Origin of the sequence: Micromonospora sp. WMMD734, from assembly GCF_049178975.1 — a bacterium.
Taxonomy (GTDB): domain Bacteria; phylum Actinomycetota; class Actinomycetes; order Mycobacteriales; family Micromonosporaceae; genus Micromonospora; species Micromonospora wenchangensis.
In genome coordinates, this window is record NZ_JBMHMK010000001.1 from 5,363,845 (window position 1) to 5,386,443 (window position 22,599).

Annotated in this window: 22 protein-coding genes and 1 pseudogene; 10 read left to right on the forward strand and 13 right to left on the reverse strand. The window is 72.2% G+C overall.

Translation table 11 applies throughout. The features are described 5' to 3' along the window. Nucleotides 1-821: 821 nt before the first annotated feature. Nucleotides 822-1,022 carry a DUF397 domain-containing protein gene (locus tag ACN267_RS23015; protein WP_421489632.1) on the reverse strand — a complete coding sequence of 67 codons (201 nt, stop codon included), beginning with the start codon at nucleotides 1,020-1,022 and terminating at the stop codon, nucleotides 822-824. A 7-nt stretch (nucleotides 1,023-1,029) separates the two neighbouring features. Beyond that, the gene (locus ACN267_RS23020; RefSeq protein WP_421489633.1) at nucleotides 1,030-1,878 is read right to left on the reverse strand and encodes a helix-turn-helix domain-containing protein; all 849 of its coding nucleotides are present in this window, start codon (nucleotides 1,876-1,878) and stop codon (nucleotides 1,030-1,032) included. Between the two features lie 182 nt (nucleotides 1,879-2,060). Here ACN267_RS23020 and ACN267_RS23025 point away from each other — a divergent pair, with 182 nt between their 5' ends. Further along, nucleotides 2,061-2,423 carry a hypothetical protein gene (locus tag ACN267_RS23025; protein WP_421489634.1) on the forward strand — a complete coding sequence of 121 codons (363 nt, stop codon included), beginning with the start codon at nucleotides 2,061-2,063 and terminating at the stop codon, nucleotides 2,421-2,423. Nucleotides 2,424-2,555: 132 nt separating this feature from the next. Here the strand turns inward: ACN267_RS23025 and paaE are convergent, their stop codons facing one another. From paaE to paaA, 5 genes are read right to left on the reverse strand one after another with little or no spacing between them, the layout of a single operon-like run. Continuing rightward, on the reverse strand, nucleotides 2,556-3,698 hold the full coding sequence (gene paaE, locus ACN267_RS23030; RefSeq protein WP_421489635.1) for a 1,2-phenylacetyl-CoA epoxidase subunit PaaE: 1,143 nt from the start codon (nucleotides 3,696-3,698) through the stop codon (nucleotides 2,556-2,558). After that, nucleotides 3,695-4,171 carry a 1,2-phenylacetyl-CoA epoxidase subunit PaaD gene (paaD, locus tag ACN267_RS23035; protein WP_421489636.1) on the reverse strand — a complete coding sequence of 159 codons (477 nt, stop codon included), beginning with the start codon at nucleotides 4,169-4,171 and terminating at the stop codon, nucleotides 3,695-3,697. Before paaD ends, paaE begins: the two co-directional genes overlap by 4 nt. Before the next feature lie 25 nt (nucleotides 4,172-4,196). Then, complete coding sequence (gene paaC, locus ACN267_RS23040; protein WP_421489637.1) at nucleotides 4,197-4,958, reverse strand: 1,2-phenylacetyl-CoA epoxidase subunit PaaC; 762 nt, start codon at nucleotides 4,956-4,958, stop codon at nucleotides 4,197-4,199. A 20-nt stretch (nucleotides 4,959-4,978) separates the two neighbouring features. Then, nucleotides 4,979-5,290 (reverse strand): 1,2-phenylacetyl-CoA epoxidase subunit PaaB, encoded by a 312-nt coding sequence (gene paaB / locus ACN267_RS23045; RefSeq protein ID WP_204958653.1) that lies wholly within the window; start codon nucleotides 5,288-5,290, stop codon nucleotides 4,979-4,981. Beyond that, the gene (gene paaA, locus ACN267_RS23050; protein WP_204958652.1) at nucleotides 5,287-6,360 is read right to left on the reverse strand and encodes a 1,2-phenylacetyl-CoA epoxidase subunit PaaA; all 1,074 of its coding nucleotides are present in this window, start codon (nucleotides 6,358-6,360) and stop codon (nucleotides 5,287-5,289) included. The genes paaB and paaA overlap by 4 nt, the downstream gene beginning before the upstream one ends. Before the next feature lie 368 nt (nucleotides 6,361-6,728). On the opposite strand from paaA, the gene ACN267_RS23055 reads away from it, so the two are divergent. Next, a complete protein-coding gene (locus ACN267_RS23055; RefSeq protein ID WP_204958651.1) occupies nucleotides 6,729-7,712 on the forward strand; it encodes a hypothetical protein in 984 nt (327 codons plus the stop codon). Beyond that, nucleotides 7,712-8,662, forward strand: a complete 951-nt coding sequence (locus tag ACN267_RS23060) for a hypothetical protein (RefSeq protein WP_281901217.1) — start codon at nucleotides 7,712-7,714, stop codon at nucleotides 8,660-8,662. Before ACN267_RS23055 ends, ACN267_RS23060 begins: the two co-directional genes overlap by 1 nt. Nucleotides 8,663-8,758: 96 nt before the next feature. Here the strand turns inward: ACN267_RS23060 and ACN267_RS23065 are convergent, their stop codons facing one another. After that, the gene (locus ACN267_RS23065) at nucleotides 8,759-9,610 is read right to left on the reverse strand and encodes a menaquinone biosynthetic enzyme MqnA/MqnD family protein (protein ID WP_204958649.1); all 852 of its coding nucleotides are present in this window, start codon (nucleotides 9,608-9,610) and stop codon (nucleotides 8,759-8,761) included. Nucleotides 9,611-9,705: 95 nt separating this feature from the next. Next, nucleotides 9,706-10,278: a Uma2 family endonuclease gene (locus ACN267_RS23070; protein ID WP_421489638.1), complete on the reverse strand. Its 573-nt coding sequence runs from the start codon at nucleotides 10,276-10,278 to the stop codon at nucleotides 9,706-9,708. Between the two features lie 216 nt (nucleotides 10,279-10,494). Here ACN267_RS23070 and ACN267_RS23075 point away from each other — a divergent pair, with 216 nt between their 5' ends. From ACN267_RS23075 to ACN267_RS23100, 6 genes are all read left to right on the forward strand, one after another. Further along, the gene (locus ACN267_RS23075) at nucleotides 10,495-12,690 is read left to right on the forward strand and encodes a HelD family protein (RefSeq protein WP_421489639.1); all 2,196 of its coding nucleotides are present in this window, start codon (nucleotides 10,495-10,497) and stop codon (nucleotides 12,688-12,690) included. A gap of 131 nt (nucleotides 12,691-12,821) precedes the next feature. After that, nucleotides 12,822-13,448 (forward strand): transporter, encoded by a 627-nt coding sequence (locus tag ACN267_RS23080; RefSeq protein WP_421489640.1) that lies wholly within the window; start codon nucleotides 12,822-12,824, stop codon nucleotides 13,446-13,448. Further along, entirely contained in the window at nucleotides 13,445-13,756 is a 312-nt protein-coding gene (locus ACN267_RS23085; RefSeq protein WP_088646174.1) for a winged helix-turn-helix domain-containing protein, read from the forward strand. Before ACN267_RS23080 ends, ACN267_RS23085 begins: the two co-directional genes overlap by 4 nt. Further along, nucleotides 13,753-14,676, forward strand: coding sequence for an ABC transporter ATP-binding protein (locus ACN267_RS23090; protein WP_421489641.1), 924 nt, complete (start codon nucleotides 13,753-13,755; stop codon nucleotides 14,674-14,676). Before ACN267_RS23085 ends, ACN267_RS23090 begins: the two co-directional genes overlap by 4 nt. 12 nt (nucleotides 14,677-14,688) lie before the next feature. After that, nucleotides 14,689-15,426, forward strand: a complete 738-nt coding sequence (locus ACN267_RS23095) for an ABC transporter permease (RefSeq protein ID WP_204958645.1) — start codon at nucleotides 14,689-14,691, stop codon at nucleotides 15,424-15,426. Nucleotides 15,427-15,519: 93 nt separating this feature from the next. Further along, entirely contained in the window at nucleotides 15,520-16,281 is a 762-nt protein-coding gene (locus ACN267_RS23100; protein ID WP_204958644.1) for a VOC family protein, read from the forward strand. Between the two features lie 14 nt (nucleotides 16,282-16,295). On the opposite strand, the gene ACN267_RS23105 is transcribed toward ACN267_RS23100, so the two are convergent. From ACN267_RS23105 to ACN267_RS23120, 4 genes and pseudogenes are all read right to left on the reverse strand, one after another. Next, on the reverse strand, nucleotides 16,296-17,087 hold the full coding sequence (locus ACN267_RS23105; RefSeq protein WP_281901227.1) for an ABC transporter ATP-binding protein: 792 nt from the start codon (nucleotides 17,085-17,087) through the stop codon (nucleotides 16,296-16,298). After that, the gene (locus ACN267_RS23110; protein WP_204958959.1) at nucleotides 17,084-18,118 is read right to left on the reverse strand and encodes a FecCD family ABC transporter permease; all 1,035 of its coding nucleotides are present in this window, start codon (nucleotides 18,116-18,118) and stop codon (nucleotides 17,084-17,086) included. The genes ACN267_RS23105 and ACN267_RS23110 overlap by 4 nt, the downstream gene beginning before the upstream one ends. A gap of 97 nt (nucleotides 18,119-18,215) precedes the next feature. Beyond that, the gene (locus ACN267_RS23115; RefSeq protein WP_421489642.1) at nucleotides 18,216-19,157 is read right to left on the reverse strand and encodes an ABC transporter substrate-binding protein; all 942 of its coding nucleotides are present in this window, start codon (nucleotides 19,155-19,157) and stop codon (nucleotides 18,216-18,218) included. 360 nt (nucleotides 19,158-19,517) lie between these two features. Next, a pseudogene (locus ACN267_RS23120) lies at nucleotides 19,518-20,825 on the reverse strand (M14 family zinc carboxypeptidase); the annotation flags it as partial. A gap of 204 nt (nucleotides 20,826-21,029) precedes the next feature. Between ACN267_RS23120 and ACN267_RS23125 the strand changes: the two are divergent. Beyond that, a complete protein-coding gene (locus ACN267_RS23125) occupies nucleotides 21,030-22,424 on the forward strand; it encodes a C39 family peptidase (protein ID WP_421489643.1) in 1,395 nt (464 codons plus the stop codon). The last annotated feature ends 175 nt before the right edge of the window (nucleotides 22,425-22,599 follow it).

Below are 22,599 nucleotides of genomic sequence, written 5' to 3' on the forward strand. Positions count from 1 at the left end.
AGTGTGCGCCTTGGGACACAGCGTTTGATTGCCGGAGAACCCTAGCGAGACGCGTCAATGAAAAACATCGTGCGAGGGTACGGGGCAGGAATGGCCGAACGGGCATGGTTCTTCACCACTGTTGACATGTGTACGCCGATCTGATTTTCGCCGCCGGAGACCGGACACGCCGGCTCTCCCGTCCCGGCCCGTTACGCCGGCAGACCATTCCCGATCAGCGGCAATGGGCGCGACGGCCGTCCCTCAGTCGTACACCCGACTGCCACATCCATGGCCCGGCTGACCCACCAGACGCCTGGGTTGTCTCCAAACCGACACCCGGCTGGCTCCGTCAATCCCAGGATCCGAGCCCGGTCACCACTGCGTTGGGCGGCGGCACAGTCCGCCCACCGGGACCCGATACCGACCTACCCACCGTCACCCGCCGTAGTCGACCGTCAGCGCTTCGGTCACCGGGCTGGCCTGGCAGGTCAGCACGTAGCCGGCTGCCACCTGCCCACCACCCCGTCGAGGATGACCATCAACCGGGTGCACAGAAGTCAAAGAACGCGAACGGTTCGCCCGAACCGATGCCCGCGCCGCGACTCCGGTCGGCCGGCTTCGCCTCGGTCGCGTCGACCGGCGGCCGGCAGTTCCCACGATCAGTTCGACCGCCCGGAACGGCGCACCATCCACCCGACCTTCGTCCGCCGACACCGCCGCCGCGCCCCGACCCAGAACTCAAGATCCGATTGGGAAATAGGGAGAAGACACGCCGATGAAGATGCCCAAAAAGGCAATGTGATCACGCACCCCCACCCCTCAACCGCCCACAGCCGCCGTCAGAACCCGGAACGCACCGGCGGATGGGCGACGAACGCGCCCCAGGACCGGCGGTCGAAGGCCAGCACCGGCCCGGCCGGATCCTTCGAATCGCGTACGCCCACCACCTGAGCCACCTCGGCCACCTCGACACAGTTGGCGTTGGAGCCGCTGCGGGTCGACTTGCGCCAGGCCACACCGGAGAAGTCGGGGATGATCATCCGAGGCTCACTCTCGCTCGTGCTCCGTTGCGTACCGCGCAACGAGTTCCACCGAATCGACGGGGCTCAGTGCCACCTCCGCCAGCCTATCCACCTCCCGCCGGAAGTGCGCCACCTGCGCGGCCTCTTCCAGGAACAGCCCGGTCAGCTTGTGGTCGAGGAAGACCACCGACCGGTTGCGCGGAAAGTCGAAGAGCGCGAACGACCCGTCCAGCCCGGTGTGCCCGCCCACGGCCAGCGGCACCACCCGCAGGGTCAGGCCCGGCCGGTCGGTCGCCTCCACCAGATGCCGCAGTTGCCGGGCCATCACCCGGGACCCGCCGAGCGCCCGGCGCAACACCATCTCGTCGAGCAGCACGTGCAGGGTCGGCGGGGTGGGCCGGGTCAGGACCGCCTGCCGGCCGAGCCGGGCGGCCACCCGCCCCTGCGCCTCGTCGGCCGGCACCCCGCAGCCGACCATCACCGCCTGGGCGTAGTCCGCCGTCTGCAACAGGCCGGGCACCAGCATCGGCTCCCAGTTGACGATGGCGGTCGCCTCCGCCTCCAGCCGGATCAGGGTGCGCGACTCCTCGGAGAGCCCGCCGATCGCCTCCCACCAGCCGACCTCGGCCGACCGCTCGGCCATCCCGAGCAGCCGCTTGCGCGCGTCCCCGGTGACCCCGTAGATCACCAGCAGGGACGCGACGTCGGCGGCTGAGACGCCCTGGATGCCGTTCTCGATCCGCGACAGTTTGGACGGTTGCCAGCCGAGCCGGATGGCCACCCGCCGTTGCGCCAGGCGACGAGCGTCCCGCAACTCACGCAGTTCTCCACCGAGCCCCCGGCCGACCACCGTGGGCTGACCCGCCTTGGCCATGCTGATCCTTCCGATCGCACCGTGACCCGCCCGACCGACGGTCTCGGCGGCAACATGCGGCCGTGTCGCCACACCATCACCGTGGCGACATGGGCAGTGACGTTGAGTATTGACTCTCGACCGATCTCGCGCACGCATGAGCAGCAACGTTGCTATCGACCGTGCACAGCTTGGAGGCCGTCATGCAGATTCCACAGCCCGCCTGGCTACGGCCGTACGATCCGGCTGACTCGCCCGGCCCGATCCCGTCGGTGGTGGAGCGGTTCCGGCGGCGCAGGCGGGACGAGCCGGAGCCGCCCAGCGAGGCCGAGCGGGAGGCCGCCCGCTACACAGTGGTGCTGGTGTCACCCGAGGGCGCGCAGGCCCTCGGTGACGACCGGGGCGAGGTCGGGCTGCAACTGTTCCGTGACGACGACTGGGACGGCAACCCGCCACACCTGGACGAGGCGGTCAAGCTGATCGAGGAGGCCTGCGGCGAGCGGGTCGCCCTCACCGAGCACCACTCCGACCTCACCTACTGGACCGCCCACCTCCGCCCCGGCTGACCGGTCGCGGGAACAGCGAAACCGGTGCAGATCGGTCGATCCCGGGTGAGTCGCTGACGTCATCAGCTCCATAGGACCCGCAACAGACAACAGGCCCGCCCGCCGGGGCGGGGCGGGGCGCGGCCGGCGACGCTATCCGTCGTAGTCGACCGTCAGGGTGTCGGTGGTCGGGCTGGACTGGCAGGTCAACACGTACCCGGCGGCCACCTCGTCCGGCTCCAGAGCGTAGTTGCGGGCCATCGTCACCGCGCCGGAGACCACCTTCGCCCGGCAGGTCGAGCAGACCCCACCCTTGCACGCGTACGGCAGTTCGCCGCGCACCTTCAGCGCCGCGTCCAGCACCCGCTCGTCGCGGCCCATCGTGAACCGGGACGACCGGCCGTCCAGCACGATGGTCACTTCCGCGCCGCCGGTCGACTCGCCGCTGCGGCGGACCGGCTCCGGTGGGGTGTCGACGTGGAACAGCTCGGTGTGCACCGCCGACTCGGGCAGGCCCCGGCCGGTCAGCACCGCCTTCGCGTCCAGCACCAACTGGTAGGGGCCGCAGAGGAACCACTCGGCGATCGCGTCGCCGGGCACGATGGTGTCCAGCAGCCGGGTCAGCCGGTCGACGTCGATCCGGCCGGACAGCAGCGGCGACTCGCCCGGCTCCCGGGACAGCACGTGCACCAGGTGCAGCCGGGTCGGGTAGCGGTCCTTCAGGTCGGCCAGCTCCTCGGCGAACATCACCGTGCCGGCCGTGCGGTTGCCGTACACCAGGGTGAAGGTGCTGGCCGGCTCGACGGCCAGGGCGGTCGCGGCCAGCGCGAGCACCGGGGTGATGCCGGAACCGGCGGCCACCGCGCCGTAGTGCCGCACCCGGTCCGGCGCGAACGCGCTGGTGAAGTGCCCCAGCGGGGGCAGCACGTCGACGGTGTCGCCGTGCCGCAGCGCGCCGCAGGCGTAGCTGGAGAAAGCGCCGCCGGGGATCTCCCGCACCCCGATCCGCAGCCGGCCGTGCCGGGCCAGGTCGTCCGGCGTCGAGCAGATCGAGTACGACCGCCGCACGTCCGCACCGGCCCCGGGCCCGCCGCCGGTGCCGGCCGCGTCCGACGGCGGCGCGGGCAGCCGTACGGTCAGGTGCTGGCCGGCGGAGAACGCGAAGGTCGCCCGCAGCTCCTCGGGCACCGCGAAGGTGATCGCCACGGCGTCGTCGGTGAGCCGGTCCACGGCGGCGACCGCAAGCGGGTGGAAGGACGGCCGGCGACGGACCGGGCGGGTGATCGTGACAGTCACAGCGCCTTCAGGTGGTCGAAGGGTTCGGAACAGGACCGGCAGCGCCACAGAGCCTTGCACGCGGTGGAGCCGAACCGGCTGAGCTGTGCGGTCTCCGGCGACCCGCAGCGCGGGCAGCGCACCGCCAGGGTCACCGGCACCGCCGTGCCGTCGCCGCGCGGGGCGGGCGGGGCGATGCCGGCGGCGGCGAGCTTGGCCCGGCCGTCGGCGGAGATCCAGTCGGTGCTCCAGGCGGGGCTGAAGACCGTGCGGACCTCGGCGTCGGGATACCCGGCGACCGCCAGCGCCCGCCGGATGTCGTCCCGGATCACGTCCATCGCCGGACAGCCGGTGTAGGTGGGGGTGATCGTGACGACCACCCGGCCGGTCTCCCGGTCCCGGTCGACCGCCCGCAGGATGCCCAGCTCGTCGATGGTGATCACCCGGATCTCCGGATCCACCACCGCCGCCACGGCCGCCCTCGGGTCGGTCACCGCTGCCACCCCAGGCCCGCCCGGCTCACCACCGGGCCCCGGGGTGGGCGCGGTGCAGCACCTGCATCTCGGCCAGCAGGAAGGACAGGTGCTCGGTGTGCACGCCGGCCCGGCCGCCGCCCGGCGTCCAGCCGGTCTCCGGCCGGGTCAGGGTGGCCTCGGCCAGCACCGGGTGCACCACGGCGTCGAAGTCGCCCCGCAGGGCGGCCGGGTCGACCGGGGCCGCCGGGTCCGCCGTGAACAGCTCGTGGTGGTACGGCCAGATCTGGTCCACCGCAGCCTGGGCGCGGCGGTGCGACTCGTCGGTGCCGTCGCCGAGCCGCTTCACCCACAGCGCGGAATGGTCCAGGTGGTAGGCGGACTCCTTGCGCGCCTTCGCGCCGATGGCGGCGAGCCGCTCGTCGGAACAGCCGGCCAGCGCGGTGTAGAGCGGCACCTGGTACGCCGCGAGCAGCAGCAGCTTCACCATGGTCACCGCGAAGTCGCCGTTGGGCAGCTCGACCAGCAGGCAGTTGCGGAACTCCCGGTCGTCGCGCAGGTACGCCAACGCGTCCTCGTCCCGGCCGGCGCCCTCCAGCTCCCCCGCGTACGACAACAGCAGGCGGGCCGCGCCGAGCTGGTCGAGGGCGATGTTGGCCAGCGCGATGTCCTCTTCCATCTCGGGCGCACGGGTGGCCCACTCGCCGAGCCGCTGGGCGGCCACCAGCGCGTCGTCGCCGAGGGCGAGGGTGAAGTCGAAGGGGCCGTTCACAGGGCCGGTCTCCGTTCGCGACTGCGGGGCTCGCAAACCCGGCTCACTCCTCGCGCTCACAGGTGGGCCACGCCATCAGGCACCTCGTAGAAGGTGGGGTGGCGGTAGACCTTGTCGGCGGCCGGGTCGAAGAAGGCGTCCTTCTCGTCGGGGCTGGACGCGGTGATCGCCGCGGCCGGCACCACCCAGATGGAGACGCCCTCCTGCCGGCGGGTGTAGAGGTCCCGGGCGTTGCGCAGGGCCAGCTCGGCGTCGGGGGCGTGCAGGCTGCCGACGTGGGTGTGGGACAGCCCCCGTCGGGCCCGGACGAAGACCTCCCACAGCGGCGAGGTCGCCGAGGCCCGGGGCGGTTCGTTCTGCTCGCTCACGCGGCCACCTTCTCCCGCTGCGACTCGGCCCGCTGCTTCGCGGCGTACGCCGTGGCGGCCTCGCGGACCCACGCGCCGTCGGCGTGTGCGCGGCGGCGGTGTTCCATCCGCTGCCTGTTGCACGGGCCCTCCCCCTTGATCACCCGCATCAGCTCGTCGTAGTCGGGCTGGGTGAAGTCGTACGCCTGCCGCTCGTCGTTCCAGCGCAGGTCGGGGTCGGGGATGGTGAGGCCGAGGACCTCCGCCTGCTGCACGCACATGTCGACGAAGCGCTGCCGCAGCTCGTCGTTGGAGAACCGCTTGATCTTCCAGGCCATCGACTGGGCGGAGTGGGTGGAGTCACCGTCGGGTGGGCCGAACATCGCCAGTGACGGGTACCACCAGCGGTCGAGCGCGTCCTGCGCCATCGCCCGCTGGGCCGGGGTGCCCTGCGCCAGGGTGTGCAGGATCTCGAAGCCCTGCCGCTGGTGGAACGACTCCTCCTTGCAGACCCGGATCATCGCCCGCGCGTACGGCCCGTAGGAGCAGCGGCAGAGCGGGACCTGGTTGACGATCGCCGCGCCGTCCACCAGCCAGCCGATCGCGCCCACGTCGGCCCAGGTGAGGGTGGGGTAGTTGAAGATCGAGCTGTACTTCTGCCGGCCGTCGAGCAGCAGCTCCACCAGTTCGTCGCGGCTGACGCCGAGGGTCTCGGCGGCGGCGTAGAGGTAGAGACCGTGGCCGGCCTCGTCCTGGACCTTGGCCAGCAGGATGGCCTTTCGCTTGAGCGAGGGGGCCCGGCTGATCCAGTTCCCCTCGGGCTGCATGCCGATGATCTCCGAGTGGGCGTGCTGGGCGATCTGCCGGACCAGGGTCCGCCGGTAGGCCTCGGGCATCCAGTCGCGGGGTTCGATCTTCTGGTCGGCGTCGATCACGTCGGCGAAGTACGCCGCCGGATCCGCACCGGGCGTGGTGGCACCCTCCCGGGCGCGGGCCGCCGCCTCGCGCAGCGCCGCCTCGGCGGCCTCGACCTGACCGAGCAGGCCACCGCCGGGCGTGTCCTGCTCCGGGGCGAAGTCGTTGCCATACATTCGTCAAGTGTTACAGCTCGCCTCCGATGACACCAGAGGGTGTAACAGGATTTGAGTAGCGGCTTCCGTTACCAGGTGGATGCGCTCGGTCGACACCAGGACACCTGCTCAGATATGACTTGGGTCACTGATCAAAGATGAATACCTACAAGGGGCGCAAACCGTGCCTTTATCTCGACTTACCGGCAGTTTGCCGTGCGTCGGATTCTGGCGAGTCGGCTGTCCGGACGTAGACTTCCCCGGTCACCACCGATCGGCTACCGACGATCGCCAGCGAGACACAGGCCATTCCCCCGGCCTCGGCGGTCGAGCCGACACCCGCGGAAGCAGCCGGTCCCCCCGGCCTGACATCTGGAGTTCACCCACGCATGCGATCTCGCGTGATCATGGTGCTCGCCGTCATGGCGGTGCTGCTCGGCACCGGCCTGCTGGTGCCGACCGCGTACGCCAAGCTCGCCGGCGACGACCCGACAGGCGGTACCGGCGGCGGCACGGCGGAGAAGGTGCCCGCGCCCGCGCCTACCGCACCCCCGGCACCCACCCTGGCCGCCGGCCCGGTCACCGTGAACTTCAAGGGGGAGTTCTTCGCCTGGGCCCTGCAGGACCGCAAGACCGGTCAACTCTCCGGCTCGAAGAACATGACCTCGACCAGCTCCACCGAGTCGATGCTCAAGGTCTGGATCGTCTCCGACTACCTGCGCGAGCTCGGCGACCAGAAGCCACCGGCAGCGATGTTGAAGAACGCGAGCCTGGCCATCCGGGACAGCAACGACGACGCCACCAACCGGATCTACGCGAAGTCGGGCGGCTCGTACCGGGCGCTGGACAACGGCCAGCCCGGCCCGGTGCTCAAGCGGGCGATCACCACCTGCGGCCTCAAGGACACCAAGCCCGGCAACGTCTCCGGCTACGAGGGCTGGTGGAGCTTCACCCGGATGTCCCCCCGCGACGCCGCCCGGCTCGGTGACTGCATCGCCGACGGCACGGCCGCCGGCCCCCACTGGACCAAGTGGGTGCTCAACGAGATGGCCCAGGTCCGGGGCAGCGTGAGCAAGCAGCTGGCCCGCGCCGGCGGCGGCCGGTGGGGCATCATCGACGGCCTGCCCGACGAGATCACCAAGCAGGGCCCGGTTGCCATGAAGAACGGCTGGACCCCCCTCAGCTACGACGGCAACTGGCACGTCAGCTGCCTCGCCGTCACCGACAAGTGGAGCCTCGCCGTGATGATGCGCTACCCGATACGCCAGCAGTTGACCTATGGTGCCAAGGTGTGCGCCAGCGTCGCCACCCAACTGGTCACCCCGCAGCCCGGTGCCGCACTCAAGGTGCCCCAGCCGCTCGGGAAGCTCTGATGCCGGGCAGCCGGCGGCCCGGCCGCTCCACCCGACGGGACCACCGACCGTTGAAGATCATCGCGGTCGCCGCGGTCCTCACCGGTCTGGTGCTCGTCTCGCTGCGGCTGCTCCCCGGCTCACCGATGGAGTCCACCGCCGCCTCACGCTGGGGTGACGCGTCCACCGAGTCCCGGTCCACCGGGTCGGCCGTCGACCGCCGCAGCCGGCCGACCCCGGCACCGTCGCCGACCCCCTCGCTCACCCCGCTGCCCTTCGCGGACCGGGACCTCGACCTCGACATCAAGGGCTGGTACGCCTGGAGCGTGCTGGACCGCCGCACCGGCGCGATCATCGGCTCGGACAACATGGCCGAGACCAGCACCACCGCCTCGCTGATCAAGTCGTGGATCGTCGCCGACTACCTGCGGCGGGCCGACGAGAGCGGGCAGACCCCGAGCGACGCCAAGCTCGCCGACGCCACCCGGATCATCCGGGACAGCGACAACACCCGGGCCGAGCAGTTCTACAACGGGGTCGGCCGGTCCGCCTCGATCAAGCGGCTGATCTCGCTGTGCAAGCTCACCGACAGCAGTGTGGCCGCCGACGGTGGCTGGAGCCGGACCAACCTCTCCCCCCGTGACGCCGCCCGGCTCGGCAACTGCATCGCCGACGGTCGCGCCGCCGGCCCCGAGTGGACCAAGTGGCTGCTCAACGAGATGCGGCTGGTCCGGGGCTCGGGTGACTTCGGCATCCGCAAGGCGTTCCCGGCCGCCCAGCAGAAGAAGATCGCCATCAAGAACGGCTGGATCGACCGGACCCGCGAGCAGGAGATGCACATCAACTGCCTGGCCATCGGCGACACCTGGACGATGGGTGTGATGGTCCGCTACCCGATCAACCTGGGCTACGAGTACGGCATGAAGAACTGCCAGAAGATCACCGAAGCCCTGATCGGCCCCAGCACCTGACCGGGTTGATCGACTCCGGGTTGATCGACTCCAGATCGCCGATGTAGCGGTATCCACGGCCGGGGATACCGCTACATCGCCACACCACCGGCTGGGTCAGCCGGCGAAGAACTCCGGGCCGCCCTCGGGCAGGGCGGGGGCCTCGCCGGTCGCCGCCGCCCGCCTGGCGAACTCGCGCAGGCCGGCGACCTGCCGCCCGCCCAGCGAGAAGTCGAGGGCGCGGAAGTACGTGGCCAGCGTCGCCGCGTCGAACGGCTCCCAGCGGGCCGCCGCCTCGGCCACCTGGTCCAGCTCGGCCAGGCACAGGTCACGGGAACGCAGGAACGCCTCGTGCACCTCCTTGACCAGGCCCGGGTGGGCGGCGGCGAAGTCCCGACGGACCGCCCAGACGGCGAAGACCATCGGCAGCCCGGTCCACTCCCGCCACGCCTGCCCGAGGTCGGTCACCGCCAGCCCCCGACCCGGCGCCTCGTAGAGCGCACGCAGCGCCACATCGCCGATCAGCACCCCGGCGTCGGCCTCCAGCAGCATCTGGGTCAGGTCCGGCGGGCAGCGGAAGTACTCCGGTTGGACGCCGTACCGGTCGGCGAGCAGGAGTTGCGCCAGCAGCACCCCGGTCCGCGAGGTCGAGCCGAGCGCGACCCGACGGCCGTCCAGCTCGGTCAGCGGCCTGGTGGAGACCACGTTGACCGAGAGCACCGGCCCGTCGCTGCCCACCGCCAAATCCGGCAGGAGCAGCAGTTCGTCGGCGTGCCGCAGGTATTCCACCTGGGAGATCGGGCCGATGTCCAGGTCACCGGCGACCAGCGCCGCGCTGAGCCGGTCCGGCGAGTCCTTGTGCAGGTCGACGTCGAGCAGCGCGCCGGAACGCATCAGCCCCCAGTAGATCGGCAGGCAGTTCAGGAACTGGATGTGCCCGACCCGGGGACGTGCCACGCGCTCAACCATGCCCCGACCGTATCCCCGCCGGCCCGTACCGGCTCACCGGGAGTCCCGGACAGTGGCCAACCCCGCACCGCCGGCCAGCGCCCGGGGCCGCCCCGTCAGGGGCCGTCACACCACCGGCGACGCAGCAGGGCGCGGGTGTCGATCTCGAACGGAAACGGGCCGTCGGCGGTCAGCGTCTCGCCGCCCTTCGCCACCACATGCTCGACATAGTGCCCACCGTCGAGGCGGAACAACCGCAGCGTCACCGAATCCGGCTGCTCGGATTCGACGAGTAGGTACCACCCGATCCGCGCAGCGGCGTAGAGCTGCATCTTCAGTAACCGGTCAGCGCCCGCATTGCCTGGTGAGACCACCTCACCGACCAGCACCACGTCCGAGGCGTCAATGATGGTGACGTCGTCGATCGGAGTCACCACGAGGTCGGGGATGAAGATCCGACCGGTGGCGAGGCGAACGTTCACCGCTTCGTAGGCCCAGAGGCCGACCTCGTCGGCCGACGGGTCGATCAGATTGGCCAGCCGTCGCGAGATGTGCTGATGGCGTGTGGTGGGTGCCGGACTCACCAGCAGACTCCCGTCGAACAGCTCGATCCGATCGGCGGTCTCGCCGAGCGCGAGATACTCGTCCTCGCGCCACGGACCCACATGCTCAAGCACGGCTACGCTCATCGACGACTCACCTCCTGACGAATCCTGTCACAAGGGTGCCACGCGGACCGGCGCAGACGGCCGAAAAACGGGTGGAGCGGGAGGGAGGGCGGGGCGTAGTGTGGTTGACCGCTCGACGGCCGTGGTGAGGTAGCCACCGCAGCGGACGTCCCCACGCGCCAGGAGACCCTTCCTGGATACGCGGGCGAGCCGATCGAGACCGTCAAGAGGATCACCGTGCCCGCAACCGAAGAACGCGGCAGCGCACACCCCCGACCAGCACACCCCGGACAAGCACACCTCGAAACAGAACTGGACGCCGAGCGGGCCCACCTGGCAACCTCCCGGCAGGCCCTGGGCCGGATGCGCGACCGCGCCGAGTCGCTCTTCGCCACCGGCGACAAGGTCGCCGGGGACGCGTACACCGCCGAGCAGCTCGGCCGGCACCTGGCCCGACGGGTCGCCGAGCTGGCCGACGACCCGACCACCGCGCTCTTCTTCGGCCGGCTGGACTTCGGCCCCGCCGACCCGGAGCACGCCGGCCGGGGCTACCACGTCGGCCGGCGGCACGTCACCGACGACCGGGGCGAACCGCTGGTGCTGGACTGGCGGGCCCCGGTCTCCCGATCGTTCTACCGGGCCAGCGCCCGTGACCCACAGGGTGTCGCGGTACGACGGCGGTTCGGGTTCAGCGCCGGGTCGCTGACCAGCTTCGAGGACGAGCACCTGGACCGGGGTGAGGAGTTGGGCACGGCCAGCCGCATCCTCACCGCCGAGATCGAACGCCCCCGGGTCGGGCCGATGCGGGACATCGTCGCCACCATCCAGCCCGAGCAGGACGAACTGGTCCGGGCCGACCTGGCTGACTCGATCTGCGTCCAGGGCGCCCCGGGCACCGGCAAGACGGCGGTCGGGCTGCACCGCGCCGCGTACCTGCTCTATCTGCACCGGGAACGGCTGCGCCGGGCCGGGGTGCTGATCGTCGGACCGAACCGGGCGTTCCTGTCGTACATCGCGGCGGTGCTACCCGCCCTCGGCGAGGTCGAGGTGGCCCAGGCCACCGTGGAGGACCTGGTCGCCCGGGTGCCCGTCCGGGCGGTCGACGATCCGGCGGTGGCCGCGCTCAAGCATGATCCCCGGATGGCCGAGGTGCTGCGTCGGGCGGCGGACCAGCTGATCACCGCGCCGACCGAGCCGATCATGGTGTCGGACGGGTCGTTCCGCTGGCGGATCGGCCTGGAGCCGCTGCACCTGGTGGTCGAGGAGACCCGGCGGGAGGGTCTGCCGTACGACACCGGGCGGGAGCGGGTGCGGGCCCGGGTGGTCGGGTTGCTGCAACGGCAGGCCGAGGCCCGCCGGGCCGAGTCGCCGGGCGATGCCTGGCTGCGCCGGATGGGCAAGGCCCGCCCGGTCACCGACTTCCTCGACGCGGCCTGGCCGGCGCTCACCCCGGAGGGGCTGGTGCACGCGGTGCTCGGTGACCCGGCCGTGCTCGCCGCCGCCGCCGACGGCCTGCTCACCCCCGCCGAGCAGGCCCTGCTGCGCGGCCCGGCAGCCACCGACCCGACGGGCACCGGACCCACCGGCACCGGACCGGCAGGCACCGGGTCGGTCAGGCGTCGGTCGGGGGCCGGCCCGGCGGTGGGCACGAAGCTCGGCCGCACACCGAAGGCGACCCGGTGGACCGCCGCCGACACGGTGCTGATCGACGAGGCGGCCGGGCTGATCGAACGGCCCGTCGGGTTCGGGCACGTCGTCGTCGACGAGGCGCAGGATCTGTCGCCGATGCAGTGCCGGGCCATCGCCAGGCGCAGCGAGCACGGTTCGATCACCCTGCTCGGCGACCTGGCCCAGGGCACCGCGCCGTGGGCGGCCACCGACTGGCGGGAGTCCCTGGCCCACCTGGGCAAGCCGGACGCGGTGGTGGTGCCGCTGAGCGTCGGGTTCCGGGTGCCGGCCGTGGTGGTCGCGTTCGCCAACCGGCTGCTGCCGGCGCTGGCGGTCGACGTACCGCCGGCGGTGTCGCTGCGCCGCGACGGCGCGCTCGACGTGCGTACCGTGACCGATCTGGCGGCGGCGACGGTGGCCGAGGTGCGCACGGCGCTCGGGCACGACGGTTCGGTCGGGGTGATCGCCGCCGACGACGCGGTGGAGGGGCTACGGGCGGCGCTCGCCGCGGCCGGGGTGCCGACCGCGACCGCCGACGACGTCGCGGCCTCGGCGCGGGTCACCGTGGTCCCCGCGACCCTGGTCAAGGGCCTGGAGTACGACCACGTGGTGGTCGTGGAGCCGGCCGCGATCGTGGCCGCCGAGCCGCGTGGCCTGCACCGCCTCTACGTGGCGTTGACCCGGGCGGTGTCCCGGTTGTCGGTGCTGCACACCGCCCCGCTGCCCGGCCCGCTGGCCGATCCGGCGGACGGCCCGACGGCCTGACCGCACCTGGCCGCCGGCCGACCCAGCGCACGCCGCCGGCTGGCCCACCGCACGCCGCCGGCCCGGGCCCCGCTGTCCGGTGGCCGACCCGGACGGCCGACCGCTCGACTTTGTGTTTTAAAGTAGTTTGCATGACCCCCGAAGACGACGCCCCGATCGACGCCGCCGCCGCGATGCGGCTGATCCGCGAGCAACAGGCCAGCACCGTCCGCGGGCTGGAACCCGACCCCCGGGTGCACTACTGGCCATGGGGGTTCGCCTGGCTGATCGGCTTCGGGGTCTACTTCCTGCGCTTCTCCCCCGACGGCCGGGCCCTCGTCCCGATGCCCGCCTGGCTGCCGCTGACCCTGCTCTTCGTGCTGCTCGTCGCCGCCGCCGTGGTGTTCGGCGTGGGCAGCGCCCGCGCCTACCGGCACGTCGCCGGCGAGTCGGCCCGGCGCGGCAGGTGGTACGGCACGGCGTGGGGCCTCGGATTCTTCGGCCTGTCCGTGGTGATCGGCCGGGTCACCGACAGCCTGCCGCCCGAGCTCGCCGGGCTGCTCTGGTCGGCGCTGTCGGTCGGGCTCACCGGTGCCCTGCACATGGCCGGCGGCGCGATCTGGCTCGACCGCACCCTGTACCGCCTCGGCGTCTGGCTCACCGCCGTCAACATCGTCGGCGTCGTCGCCGGCCCCGGCTGGCACGCCCTGGTGGTGTCGGTGGCCGGCGGCGGCGGACTGCTGGTGGCCGGCGCGCTCGCCCGACGGCGGCACGGATGAGCGAACTGGACCCGGTCATCCACGCCCAGGCCCGGCTGCGGGTGGTGGTCACCCTGGCCACCCTCGCCGACGGCGACCGGATCACCTTCCCCCGCCTCCAGGAACTGCTCGCGATGACCGCCGGCAACCTCTCCGTCCACCTGCGCAAGCTGGAGGACGCCGGCTACGTCGAGATCGACAAGACCCACCGCGGACGCACGCCGACCACCCTGGTCCGGCTCAGCCGGCGCGGACGGCGGGCGTTCGAGGAGTACACCGAGAACATCCGCGCCCTGCTCGACCCCGCCGACCCCCGGGAGCCCCGATGATCCTCGCCCATGCCGACCAGGCCACCCGCCGGTACGGCGACGTCCTCGCCCTCGACCGGGCCGACCTGACCGTCTCCGCCGGCGAGCTCGTCGGCCTGCTCGGGCCGAACGGCGCCGGCAAGAGCACCCTGATCAACCTGCTGGTCGGGCTGCGCCGGCCCACCGCCGGGCAGGTCGAGCTCTTCGGCGGCGACCCCCGCCGGCCGGCGTCGAGGCGGCAACTCGGGGTCACCCCGCAGGAAACCGGACTGCCCGGCACCCTCCGCGTCGGCGAGGTGGTCGACTTCGTCTCCGCGCACTTCCCCGACCCGGTGCCCCGGGGCGAACTGCTCGACCGGTTCGGCCTCACCGACCAGGTACGACGGCAGACCGGCGGGCTCTCCGGCGGGCAGCGGCGGCGGCTCGCCGTCGCGCTGGCGTTCGTCGGCCGGCCCCGGCTGGTCGTCCTCGACGAGCCGACCACCGGACTGGACGTCGAAGCCCGGCACACCCTGTGGGAGGCCATCCGGTCGTTCCACGCCGACGGCGGGACGGTACTGCTGAGCAGCCACTACCTCGAAGAGGTCGAGGCGCTGGCGCAGCGGGTGGTGGTGCTCGGGCACGGCCGGGTGCTCGCCGACGACAGCACCGACGCGATCAGGGGCATCGTCGGCGTCCGCCGGGTCAGCCTCGTCGCCGACGACCTGCCCGCGCTGCCCGGCGTGGTCGCCACCGAACACACCGAGGGACGTACCCACCTGCTCACCACCGACGCCGACCAGCTGGTCCGCGACCTGGTCACCGCCGGGGTGACGTTCCGCGAGCTGGAGGTCCGCCCCACCTCGCTGGAAGAGGCGTTCCTCGCCATCACCGCTGACCCGGCCACCACCGACCCGGCCACCCCCACCGGCGCAGCCGTCGCCGCCCGACCCACCGCCTGAGGAGCCGACGCCGTGCCGCTCACCCTGGTCCACGCCCGCTACCAGCTCCTGGAGACCCTCCGCATCCCCGTCGCCGTGGTCGGCAGCGCGTTCTTCCCCGCCGCCGCGATGCTCTTCTTCGTCGTCCCGTTCGCCGGGGACGATCCGACCGGCGCGACCTACGCCACCGCCGCAATGGTCACCTTCGCGGTGATGAGCGCCAACATCTTCCAGTACGGGATCGGCGTCGCCGAGGACCGCGACCAGCCGTGGAACCCGTACACCCGGACCCTGCCGGCCGGGCCGGGACCCCGCCTGGCCGGGCGGATCCTGGCCGGGCTGGTGCTGACCTACCTGTCGATGCTGCCCGTCGTGGTCATCGCGGCGGTCGCCACGGCCGCCCGGGTCACCCCGGTCGGGCTGCTGCTCGGCGCGGCCACCGTGGCCGTGGTGTCGGTGCCGTTCACCCTGCTGGGGCTCGCCATCGGCTACTCCCTGCCGAGCAAGGCGGCGATCGTCGTCGCGCAGGTCATCTTCTTCCCGCTGGCCTTCGGCGGCGGCCTGCTCTCCGCGCCGGGTGACGCGCCCGGCTTCATCCAGACGATCGCCCCGTTCCTCCCCACCCGGGGCGCGGTCGAGCTGATGTGGGCGGCGGTCGGCGACTGGCGACCCGACCCGCTCGCCCTGGCCATGCTCGGCGTCTGGATCGTGCTGCTCGCCACGGTCTCCGGCTGGGCGTACCGGCGGGACGAGGGTCGCCGGTTCAGCTGACCTGTACGCCGCTTCGGCCCGGGTGGCCGCCGCCCGGTGCCACGATGCCGGCAGGGCGTCCACCCGTACGCCCCACAGCCGAGAGGGGCCGACGTGCGCACCGTCGCCGCGGGCACGCCCTGCTGGACCGACCTGGCGACCCCCGACCTGGACGCCGCCAGGCGGTTCTACCCGGAGCTGTTCGGCTGGACCGGCCGGATCGCGCCCGAACCCGAGCGGGCCGGCTACACCACCTTCCACCGGGACGGCCGGGCGGTGGCGGGTGCCGGCCCACCTGCCGACCCGGGCCGGGAGCCGGTCTGGTCGACGTACGTGGCGACCGACGACGCCGACCTGGTCAGCACCCGGGTCGGGGCGGCCGGCGGTCAGGTGCTGGTCGCCCCGTTCGACGTCCTGCACGCCGGTCGGATGGCGGTCTTCGCCGACCCGGCCGGCGCGGTGTTCAGCGTCTGGCAGCCGATGCGGACGCCCGGGGCGGAACTGCTCGACGCGCCCGGGGCGATGTGCTGGAACGAGCTGGTCAGCCCCGACCCGGAGGGCGCGAAGGTCTTCTACGAGCTGGTCTTCGGCTGGCACCCGGAGGAGCAGCCCGCCGGCGGATCCGGCTACACCGGCTGGCGGTGCGGGGCCCGGATCGTGGCCGGGATGCTGCCCACCCCCGACCCGGCGCGGCCGGCGTACTGGTCGGTGTTCTTCGCGGTGGCCGACGTCGACATGGCCACCGCCCGCGCCACCACCCTCGGCGGCACCATAATCACCCCGCCCCGGGACACCCTGCTGGGCCGCCGGAGCACCCTGCGGGACCCCGCAGGGGCCCGGTTCTCCCTGCTGTGCCCCGCCACCGAACCCGCCTGACGACGCGCCGCAGGTCAGCGGCGCGGTGGGCCGGGTCGGCTGGGCACCACCAGCGGACCGTGGTCGCCGGGGACGACCCGGACCCGGGCCCGGTAGTGCCGGGACAGCAACTCCTCGGTGAGCACCTGGTCGGGCGGGCCCGCCGCGACGACCCGGCCGTCGGCGAGCAGCACCATCCGGTCGGCGTACTCGCCGGCGACGGAGAGGTCGTGCATGGTGGCCAGCACGGTCAGGCCGTGCGTGCGGCGGAGCTGGTCGACCAACTCCAGCACCTCCTGCTGGTGGCCGATGTCCAGCGCGCTGGTCGGCTCGTCGAGCAGCAGCAGGGTGGCGCCCTGGGCGAGGGCGCGGGCCAGGAACACCCGCTGCCGTTCCCCGCCGGAGAGGGTGGCCAGCTCCCGCCCGTGGAACCCGGTCAGGTCGAGTCGGTCGAGGACGTCGTGCACGACCGCCAGGTCGGCCGCCGACTCCCGGCCCAGCGGCGCGACGTACGGGGTGCGCCCCAGCAGGACGTAGTCGAACACCGACATCCCCGCCGGCACCACCGGGGACTGCGCCACCGTCGCCACCACCCGGGCCCGCTCCCGGCGACGCAGCGCGCCGGACGGCGTACCGAACAGGGAGACCGCGCCCGGGGCGGGCAGCAGGCCGCCGACGGCGCGCAGCAGGGTCGACTTGCCGGCGCCGTTCGGCCCGATCACGGTGACCCACTCGCCGCTGTCGACCGTCAGGTCGACGCCGGCCAGGATCACCTCCCCACCGAGCCGCACGTGCAGCCCCCGCACCTGCACCGCCGGCGCACTCATGGAAATACCCGGCGGGCGGTGCGCAGGACCAGGACGAAGAACGGGCCGCCGAGCAGGGCGGTGACCACGCCGATCGGGATCTCGGCGGGGGCGGCGGCGGTCCGGGCGACCACGTCGGTCAGCGCCAGGAACGCCGCGCCGAACAGCAGCGACAGCGGCAGGATCACCCGGTGGCTCGACCCGGCGAGCAGCCGTACGGTGTGCGGCACGATGATCCCGACGAAGCCGATCAGCCCCGAGGCGGAGACGGCGGCGGCGGTGCCCAGTGAGGCGGCGGCGATCAGCAGGTAGCGGGAGCGTTGCGGGTGCAGCCCGAGGCTGCTCGCCTCGTCGTCGCCGACGGAGAGCACGTCGAGTTCCCGCCGGTGCAGCAGCACCACCACGGTGGTCAGCACGAAGTAGGGCAGGATCAGCCGCACGTCACCCCAGCCGGCGGTGCCGAGCCGGCCGAGCAGCCACGAGTAGACCTGCTGGATGCTGTCGGAGTGCCGTTGCAGCAGGTACGTCTGCCCGGCGGCGAGGAACGCGGACACCGCGACCCCGGCCAGGATCAGGGTGGCCGGGGAGCGGTCCCGCCCGCCGGCCGCCCCGAGCAGGTACGTCAGGGCGACCGCACCGAGCGAGCCGACGAACGCGGCGAGCGGAATGGTGACCGGCATCCCGGTCAGCGCGCCGCCCGCCCCGATGCCGCCCAGCGTGATCACCGCGGTCACCGCGAATCCCGCGCCGGCCGCCACCCCCAGCAGGTACGGGTCGGCCAGCGGGTTGCGGAACACCCCCTGGTAGCAGCCGCCGGCCAGGGCGAGCAGACCGCCGACGAGCAGGCCGAGCACCACCCGGGGCAGCCGCAGCTCGGTGACGATCGCGATCTCGCGTTCGGTGAGCCCGCTGTCCAGGCGTACTCCGGGCAGCAGGTTGAGCAGTTCGGCGGCGACGCTGCCGGGCGGCAGGCTGACCGGCCCGAGGGACACCCCGGCGACCAGGGCCACCAGCACGGCGAGCACCCCGGCAGCGAGCCAGCGCTTGCGCAGGCCGGCCGGCCGGGGCGTACCGGTGACGCGGGCCGGCCGGGACGCGTCGCGCGTCCCGGCCGGTGCGGGTGTGGTGGACCGCACGGTCACCGGACCGTCACGCGGGCACCTTGGCGGTGGCGTCGACGATCGACCGGAGCAGGTCGACCACGCGCGGGCCCCAGCGCGAGGCGACGTCGTCGTCGAGCGCGACGACCTGGTTGTTCTTGACGGCGGTGACGCCGGCCCAGCCGCTACGGGCCTTGACCGTGTCGGCGCTCTGCTGGCAGCACTTGACGTCGGCGAGGAAGACGAAGTCGGGGTTCGCCTTGACGATGACCTCCTGGGAGAGCTGCGGGTATCCGCCGTTCTTGCCGTCGGCGTCGGAGGCGTCGGCGATGTTCTCCAGGCCGGCCAGCGCGTAGATCGAGCCGATGAAGGTCTTGCTGGTCGCGCTGTACAGCTCCGGCCCCAGCTCGTGGTAGTAGGTCAGCTTCGTCGACCGCTGCGGCAGGTCCTTGGTGAGCTTGCCGATCTCGTCCTTCATCCGGGCGGTGACGTCGGCGGCCTCGGTCGGGTGGCCGGTGAGGGTACCCAGGTCGGCGAGCTGCCGGTAGGTGTCGTCGAGGGTGGTCGCCGCCGGGGTGAGCAGCACCGGCACCTTCAGCGCGGTGAGCTGGGCGATGATCTTGTTGGTGTCGTTGGCGAGGACCACCAGGTCGGGGTTCTTGCCGGCGATCGCCTCGGCGTTGGGCTGGAAGCCGGACAGCTCGCTCTTGGGCGCGTCGGCCGGGTAGTTCGACTGGTCGTCGACGGCGGTGACCTGCTTGCCCGCGCCGATGGCGAAGAGCATCTCGGTCGCCGTGGGCGACAGCGAGACGATCTTCTCGGGCCGCTTGTCGAGGGTGAGGTTGCCCACCGTGGCCGGGAAGGCCGCCGCGCCGGAACTGCTGCCGCCGGTGGCGGGGGTGTCGTCCGAGGTCTTCTCGGCGCACGCGCCGAGGGCGAGGGCCGCCACCGCGAGGGTCGCGGCGAACAACCGGGGGGTACGTCGGAACATCTGGCCTCCTGTCGGTCGAGGAGCGTGGTGCTTCGCCGACAGGGAGCGTGTGCGCGCCCGTCCGCGAGGCGCCCTTCCTCGAGAGCGCGTGTCGCGACCGACCACAGGCGACCTGGCTCGTCCCCACACACGGCGACGCCGGCCACGTCGGGCCGGGCGTCGCGGCGGCTCCGGCGCAGGGCGGGGAGCCTCGGTGGGTCATCACAGTTGCGGGACAGCGCCGGTTTCGCACCGGCTTCGCTGCGGTCGATCGGGTGCCACGGTAGCGCACGACCAGCGAAGATCGTCCGGACGGGAGGGGTGGGTGGGGCCCCGTCGGGGGCTTACGGGACCCCACCCGGAGTCAGGTCAGCGGGGTCAGCAGTACGTGCTCTGCTTGTTGATCACCCGGTAGGGGCAGTCGGCGTACTCGGACAGGAGCAGCACCGCCTCCTTGTTGCGGGAGGTCTGCGCGGGGATCACCTCGTCGGGCGGGTAGAAGCCGCCGCCGGCCCCGGACTCCCCGGGGTACATCTCGAAGGTGTACGCCCAGATCTTGTGGGTCGCCCACATCCAGTCGAGGCTGTCGCCGTCGGTGATGTAGAGGTCGCTGGACTGCTCGGGGGTGTAGCCGTTGGTGGCCGCCATCCGCTGTCCGAGGGTGGCGAAGGTGTTGTACTGGTCGGCGGTCATCCCGCTGGGGGTGTTCGCCGTGGTGTAGCCGAACGGCCAGAGCACCAGCTGCGAGTAGGTGTGCCAGTCGATGTTGGCCTTGATCTGCTGCACCCCGCCGACGACCCGGCTGTTGACGAAGTCCCGCAGCGCCTTGGTCTCCGGCGCGGAGAACGCGGACGGCCCCCGGTAGGTGCTCGACGACGGCGCGCCGGACGAGCCGCCGCAGCAGCCCCAGTTGTAGCCCCAGTTGCGGTTCAGGTCGGTGCCGACCGCCGCCGCACCACTGTTGGGCTGCCGGTTCTTGCGCCAGGACCGGTAGGAGCCGGTGGCGATGTCGTACTCGCTGCCGTCCGGGTTGACCGTGGGGACGATCCAGATCTCCCGGGAGTTGACGATGCTGGTGATCCGCGAGTCGCTGCCGTAGCTGTCGGTGAACAGGTTGAGCAGGTAGATCGCCATCTCGACGGTCAGGTGCTCGCGGGCGTGCTGCTGGGCGTTGAACAGGATCTCCGGTTCGGCCTCGTCGGTGCCGACGTTGTCCGAGATCTTCACCGCCATCAGGTCGCGGCCCTCGTACGACCGGCCGATGCTGATCTTGCGGGCGATCGCCGGGTGGTCGGCGACCACCTGGTTGACCACGGTGGTCAGCTCGGCGTAGTCGTGGTAGTTCGAGTCGGCCGGCGGGAAGGCGTTGGCGCGGGCACCCTCGGCGGGGGCCGGCTCGACCTCCCGTTCCAGTCGGAAGCCGAGCCGGGTGATGGCGGCGGCCTCGGACCGATTGGCCGAGACGTACAGCACGCCGTGCTCGGCGGAGTCGATGGCCGCGCCGGTGCGGGCGACCGCGTTGCGGTCGGCGAGGGTACGCGGGCCGAGCACGCGGTAGCTGACGGCGGTGGGCTCGGGCTCCGGGGCCGGGCGGGCGGAGACCGGCCCGGTGGCGACGGCGGTGAGGCCGAGGCCGGCGACGACGGCCAGCGCCAGGCGACGCCGGAAGGGGGAGGTGCGGAAGGCCATGGACATCCTCCTCGGGGTACGGGGTATCCCGTTGTGCGCCCACTTCACCAGCAGTCACATGGTCATATCAATATCCGTGACTATCTCCCACCATCCCGACCGGATCGTCATACCGGCAATGGTTTTCCTGACGACGCCCTCTGGCGAAACTTCCTGCCAGGCGGGACAGTGAACGGCAACGATTCCCCACCCTGCGGAGTTGCCATGTCCAGCAGAGCCCTGCGCACCGTCGCCCTGGTCGGCGTCGCCACCCTCACCCTGCTCGCCAGCACCGCACCCGTCCGGGCCGGCGGCCCCACGCCCGCCGGGGCGCACCCACCCGCCGGGGACCGTCCACCCGCCGGGGACCGCCCGCCTGCCGGTGGGCACGACGAGCAGATCACCTTCCAGGAGTGGTCCCGCTACCCCGACTGGCGGGCCGGCACCCACCGGGGCACCCACGCCGCCCCCGGCGACCACGCCGGCCTCACCATGGGCCGGCCCGCCGGCACCACCGAGTTCACCGACGAACACACCGGCACCACCCGCACCTGGGAATACGCCACCTGGACCTCCCCGCCCACCCCGATCGGCTTCGACGCCACCGAACTGGTCGCCTCCTGGAACGCCGACACCCCCGCCGGCACCTGGCTCCAGGTCGAACTCCAGGGCACCTACTCCACCGGCGACCACACCCCCTGGTACGTGATGGCCCGCTGGGCCTCCGGCGACCGGGACATCGCCCGGGCCACCCTGGACGGTCAGGGCGACCCCTGGTCCAGCGTGTGGACCGACACGTTCGCCATCGACGACGCCGACGCCGGGGTGCTGCTGCGGTCGTACCAGCTCCGGTTGACCCTCTACCGCGCGCCCGGCCAGGCCGCCGCACCCCGGGTCCGGATGCTCGGCGCGATGAGTTCGTCCGTGCCGGACCGGTTCACCGTCACGCCGAGCCGGGGCCGCATCGCCTGGGGCACCGAACTGCCGGTGCCCGCCCGCTCCCAGATGATCCACCGGGGCAGCTACCCCGAGTGGGGCGGCGGCGGCCAGGTCTGGTGCAGTCCGACGTCCACCGCGATGGTGCTGGAGTACTACGGCAGGCTCCCGTCGGCGGCCGACCTGTCCTGGATCGACCCCGGCCACCCCGACCCGCAGGTTGTCCAGGCCGCCCGGATGACCTGGGATAACGAGTACGAGGGCGCGGGCAACTGGCCGTTCAACACCGCATACGCGGCCAGCTTCCCCGGCATCGAGGCCCGGGTGACCCGGCTGCACTCCCTCGACGAGGTGGAACGCTTCATCCGCGCCGGCATCCCCGTGGTCACCTCACAGTCCTTCCTCGACACCGAGCTGGACGGCTCCAACTACGGCACCTCCGGGCACCTGTTCGTGGTCGTCGGCTTCACCGCCGACGGCGACGTGATCGTCAACGACCCGGCGTCCGCGTCCAACGCCGAGGTGCGCAACGTCTACCGACGCGACCAGTTCGAGCAGATCTGGCTGCGGACCAAGCGGCACCGGGCCGACGGCACGGTGGCCGGCGGGTCGGGCGGCATCGCCTACCTGATCAAGCCGACCGACCGCCCCTGGCCGATCGTCCCCGGCTCGACCAACTGGTGACCCAACTCAAGATCCACTCTCGGGAGCCGAAGTAGCGGTATCGCCAGACAGCGACACCGCCCCTGAGTCAACCTGGAGTGGATCACGCCCGGTAGGACGCGGTGCATCGCTGGTGCTCGGTGATCAAGAGGTATGCGTCAGGTTGACGATCGAAGTTGGCGCAAACCTCTTGATC

Excerpts from the sequence above, each read along its gene's own strand:
- ACN267_RS23055 (WP_204958651.1), top strand. The coding sequence starts at position 6,729 with ATGCGATCTCGCGTGATCATGGTGCTCGCCGTCATGGCGGTGCTGCTC.
- ACN267_RS23125 (WP_421489643.1), top strand. The coding sequence starts at position 21,030 with ATGTCCAGCAGAGCCCTGCGCACCGTCGCCCTGGTCGGCGTCGCCACC.
- ACN267_RS23080 (WP_421489640.1), top strand. The coding sequence starts at position 12,822 with ATGACCCCCGAAGACGACGCCCCGATCGACGCCGCCGCCGCGATGCGG.
- ACN267_RS23090 (WP_421489641.1), top strand. The coding sequence starts at position 13,753 with ATGATCCTCGCCCATGCCGACCAGGCCACCCGCCGGTACGGCGACGTC.
- ACN267_RS23085 (WP_088646174.1), top strand. The coding sequence starts at position 13,445 with ATGAGCGAACTGGACCCGGTCATCCACGCCCAGGCCCGGCTGCGGGTG.
- ACN267_RS23065 (WP_204958649.1), bottom strand. The coding sequence starts at position 9,610 with ATGGTTGAGCGCGTGGCACGTCCCCGGGTCGGGCACATCCAGTTCCTG.
- paaA (WP_204958652.1), bottom strand. The coding sequence starts at position 6,360 with ATGTATGGCAACGACTTCGCCCCGGAGCAGGACACGCCCGGCGGTGGC.
- ACN267_RS23020 (WP_421489633.1), bottom strand. The coding sequence starts at position 1,878 with ATGGCCAAGGCGGGTCAGCCCACGGTGGTCGGCCGGGGGCTCGGTGGA.
- ACN267_RS23060 (WP_281901217.1), top strand. The coding sequence starts at position 7,712 with ATGCCGGGCAGCCGGCGGCCCGGCCGCTCCACCCGACGGGACCACCGA.
- ACN267_RS23115 (WP_421489642.1), bottom strand. The coding sequence starts at position 19,157 with ATGTTCCGACGTACCCCCCGGTTGTTCGCCGCGACCCTCGCGGTGGCG.
- ACN267_RS23025 (WP_421489634.1), top strand. The coding sequence starts at position 2,061 with ATGCAGATTCCACAGCCCGCCTGGCTACGGCCGTACGATCCGGCTGAC.
- ACN267_RS23105 (WP_281901227.1), bottom strand. The coding sequence starts at position 17,087 with ATGAGTGCGCCGGCGGTGCAGGTGCGGGGGCTGCACGTGCGGCTCGGT.
- ACN267_RS23015 (WP_421489632.1), bottom strand. The coding sequence starts at position 1,022 with ATGATCATCCCCGACTTCTCCGGTGTGGCCTGGCGCAAGTCGACCCGC.
- ACN267_RS23070 (WP_421489638.1), bottom strand. The coding sequence starts at position 10,278 with ATGAGCGTAGCCGTGCTTGAGCATGTGGGTCCGTGGCGCGAGGACGAG.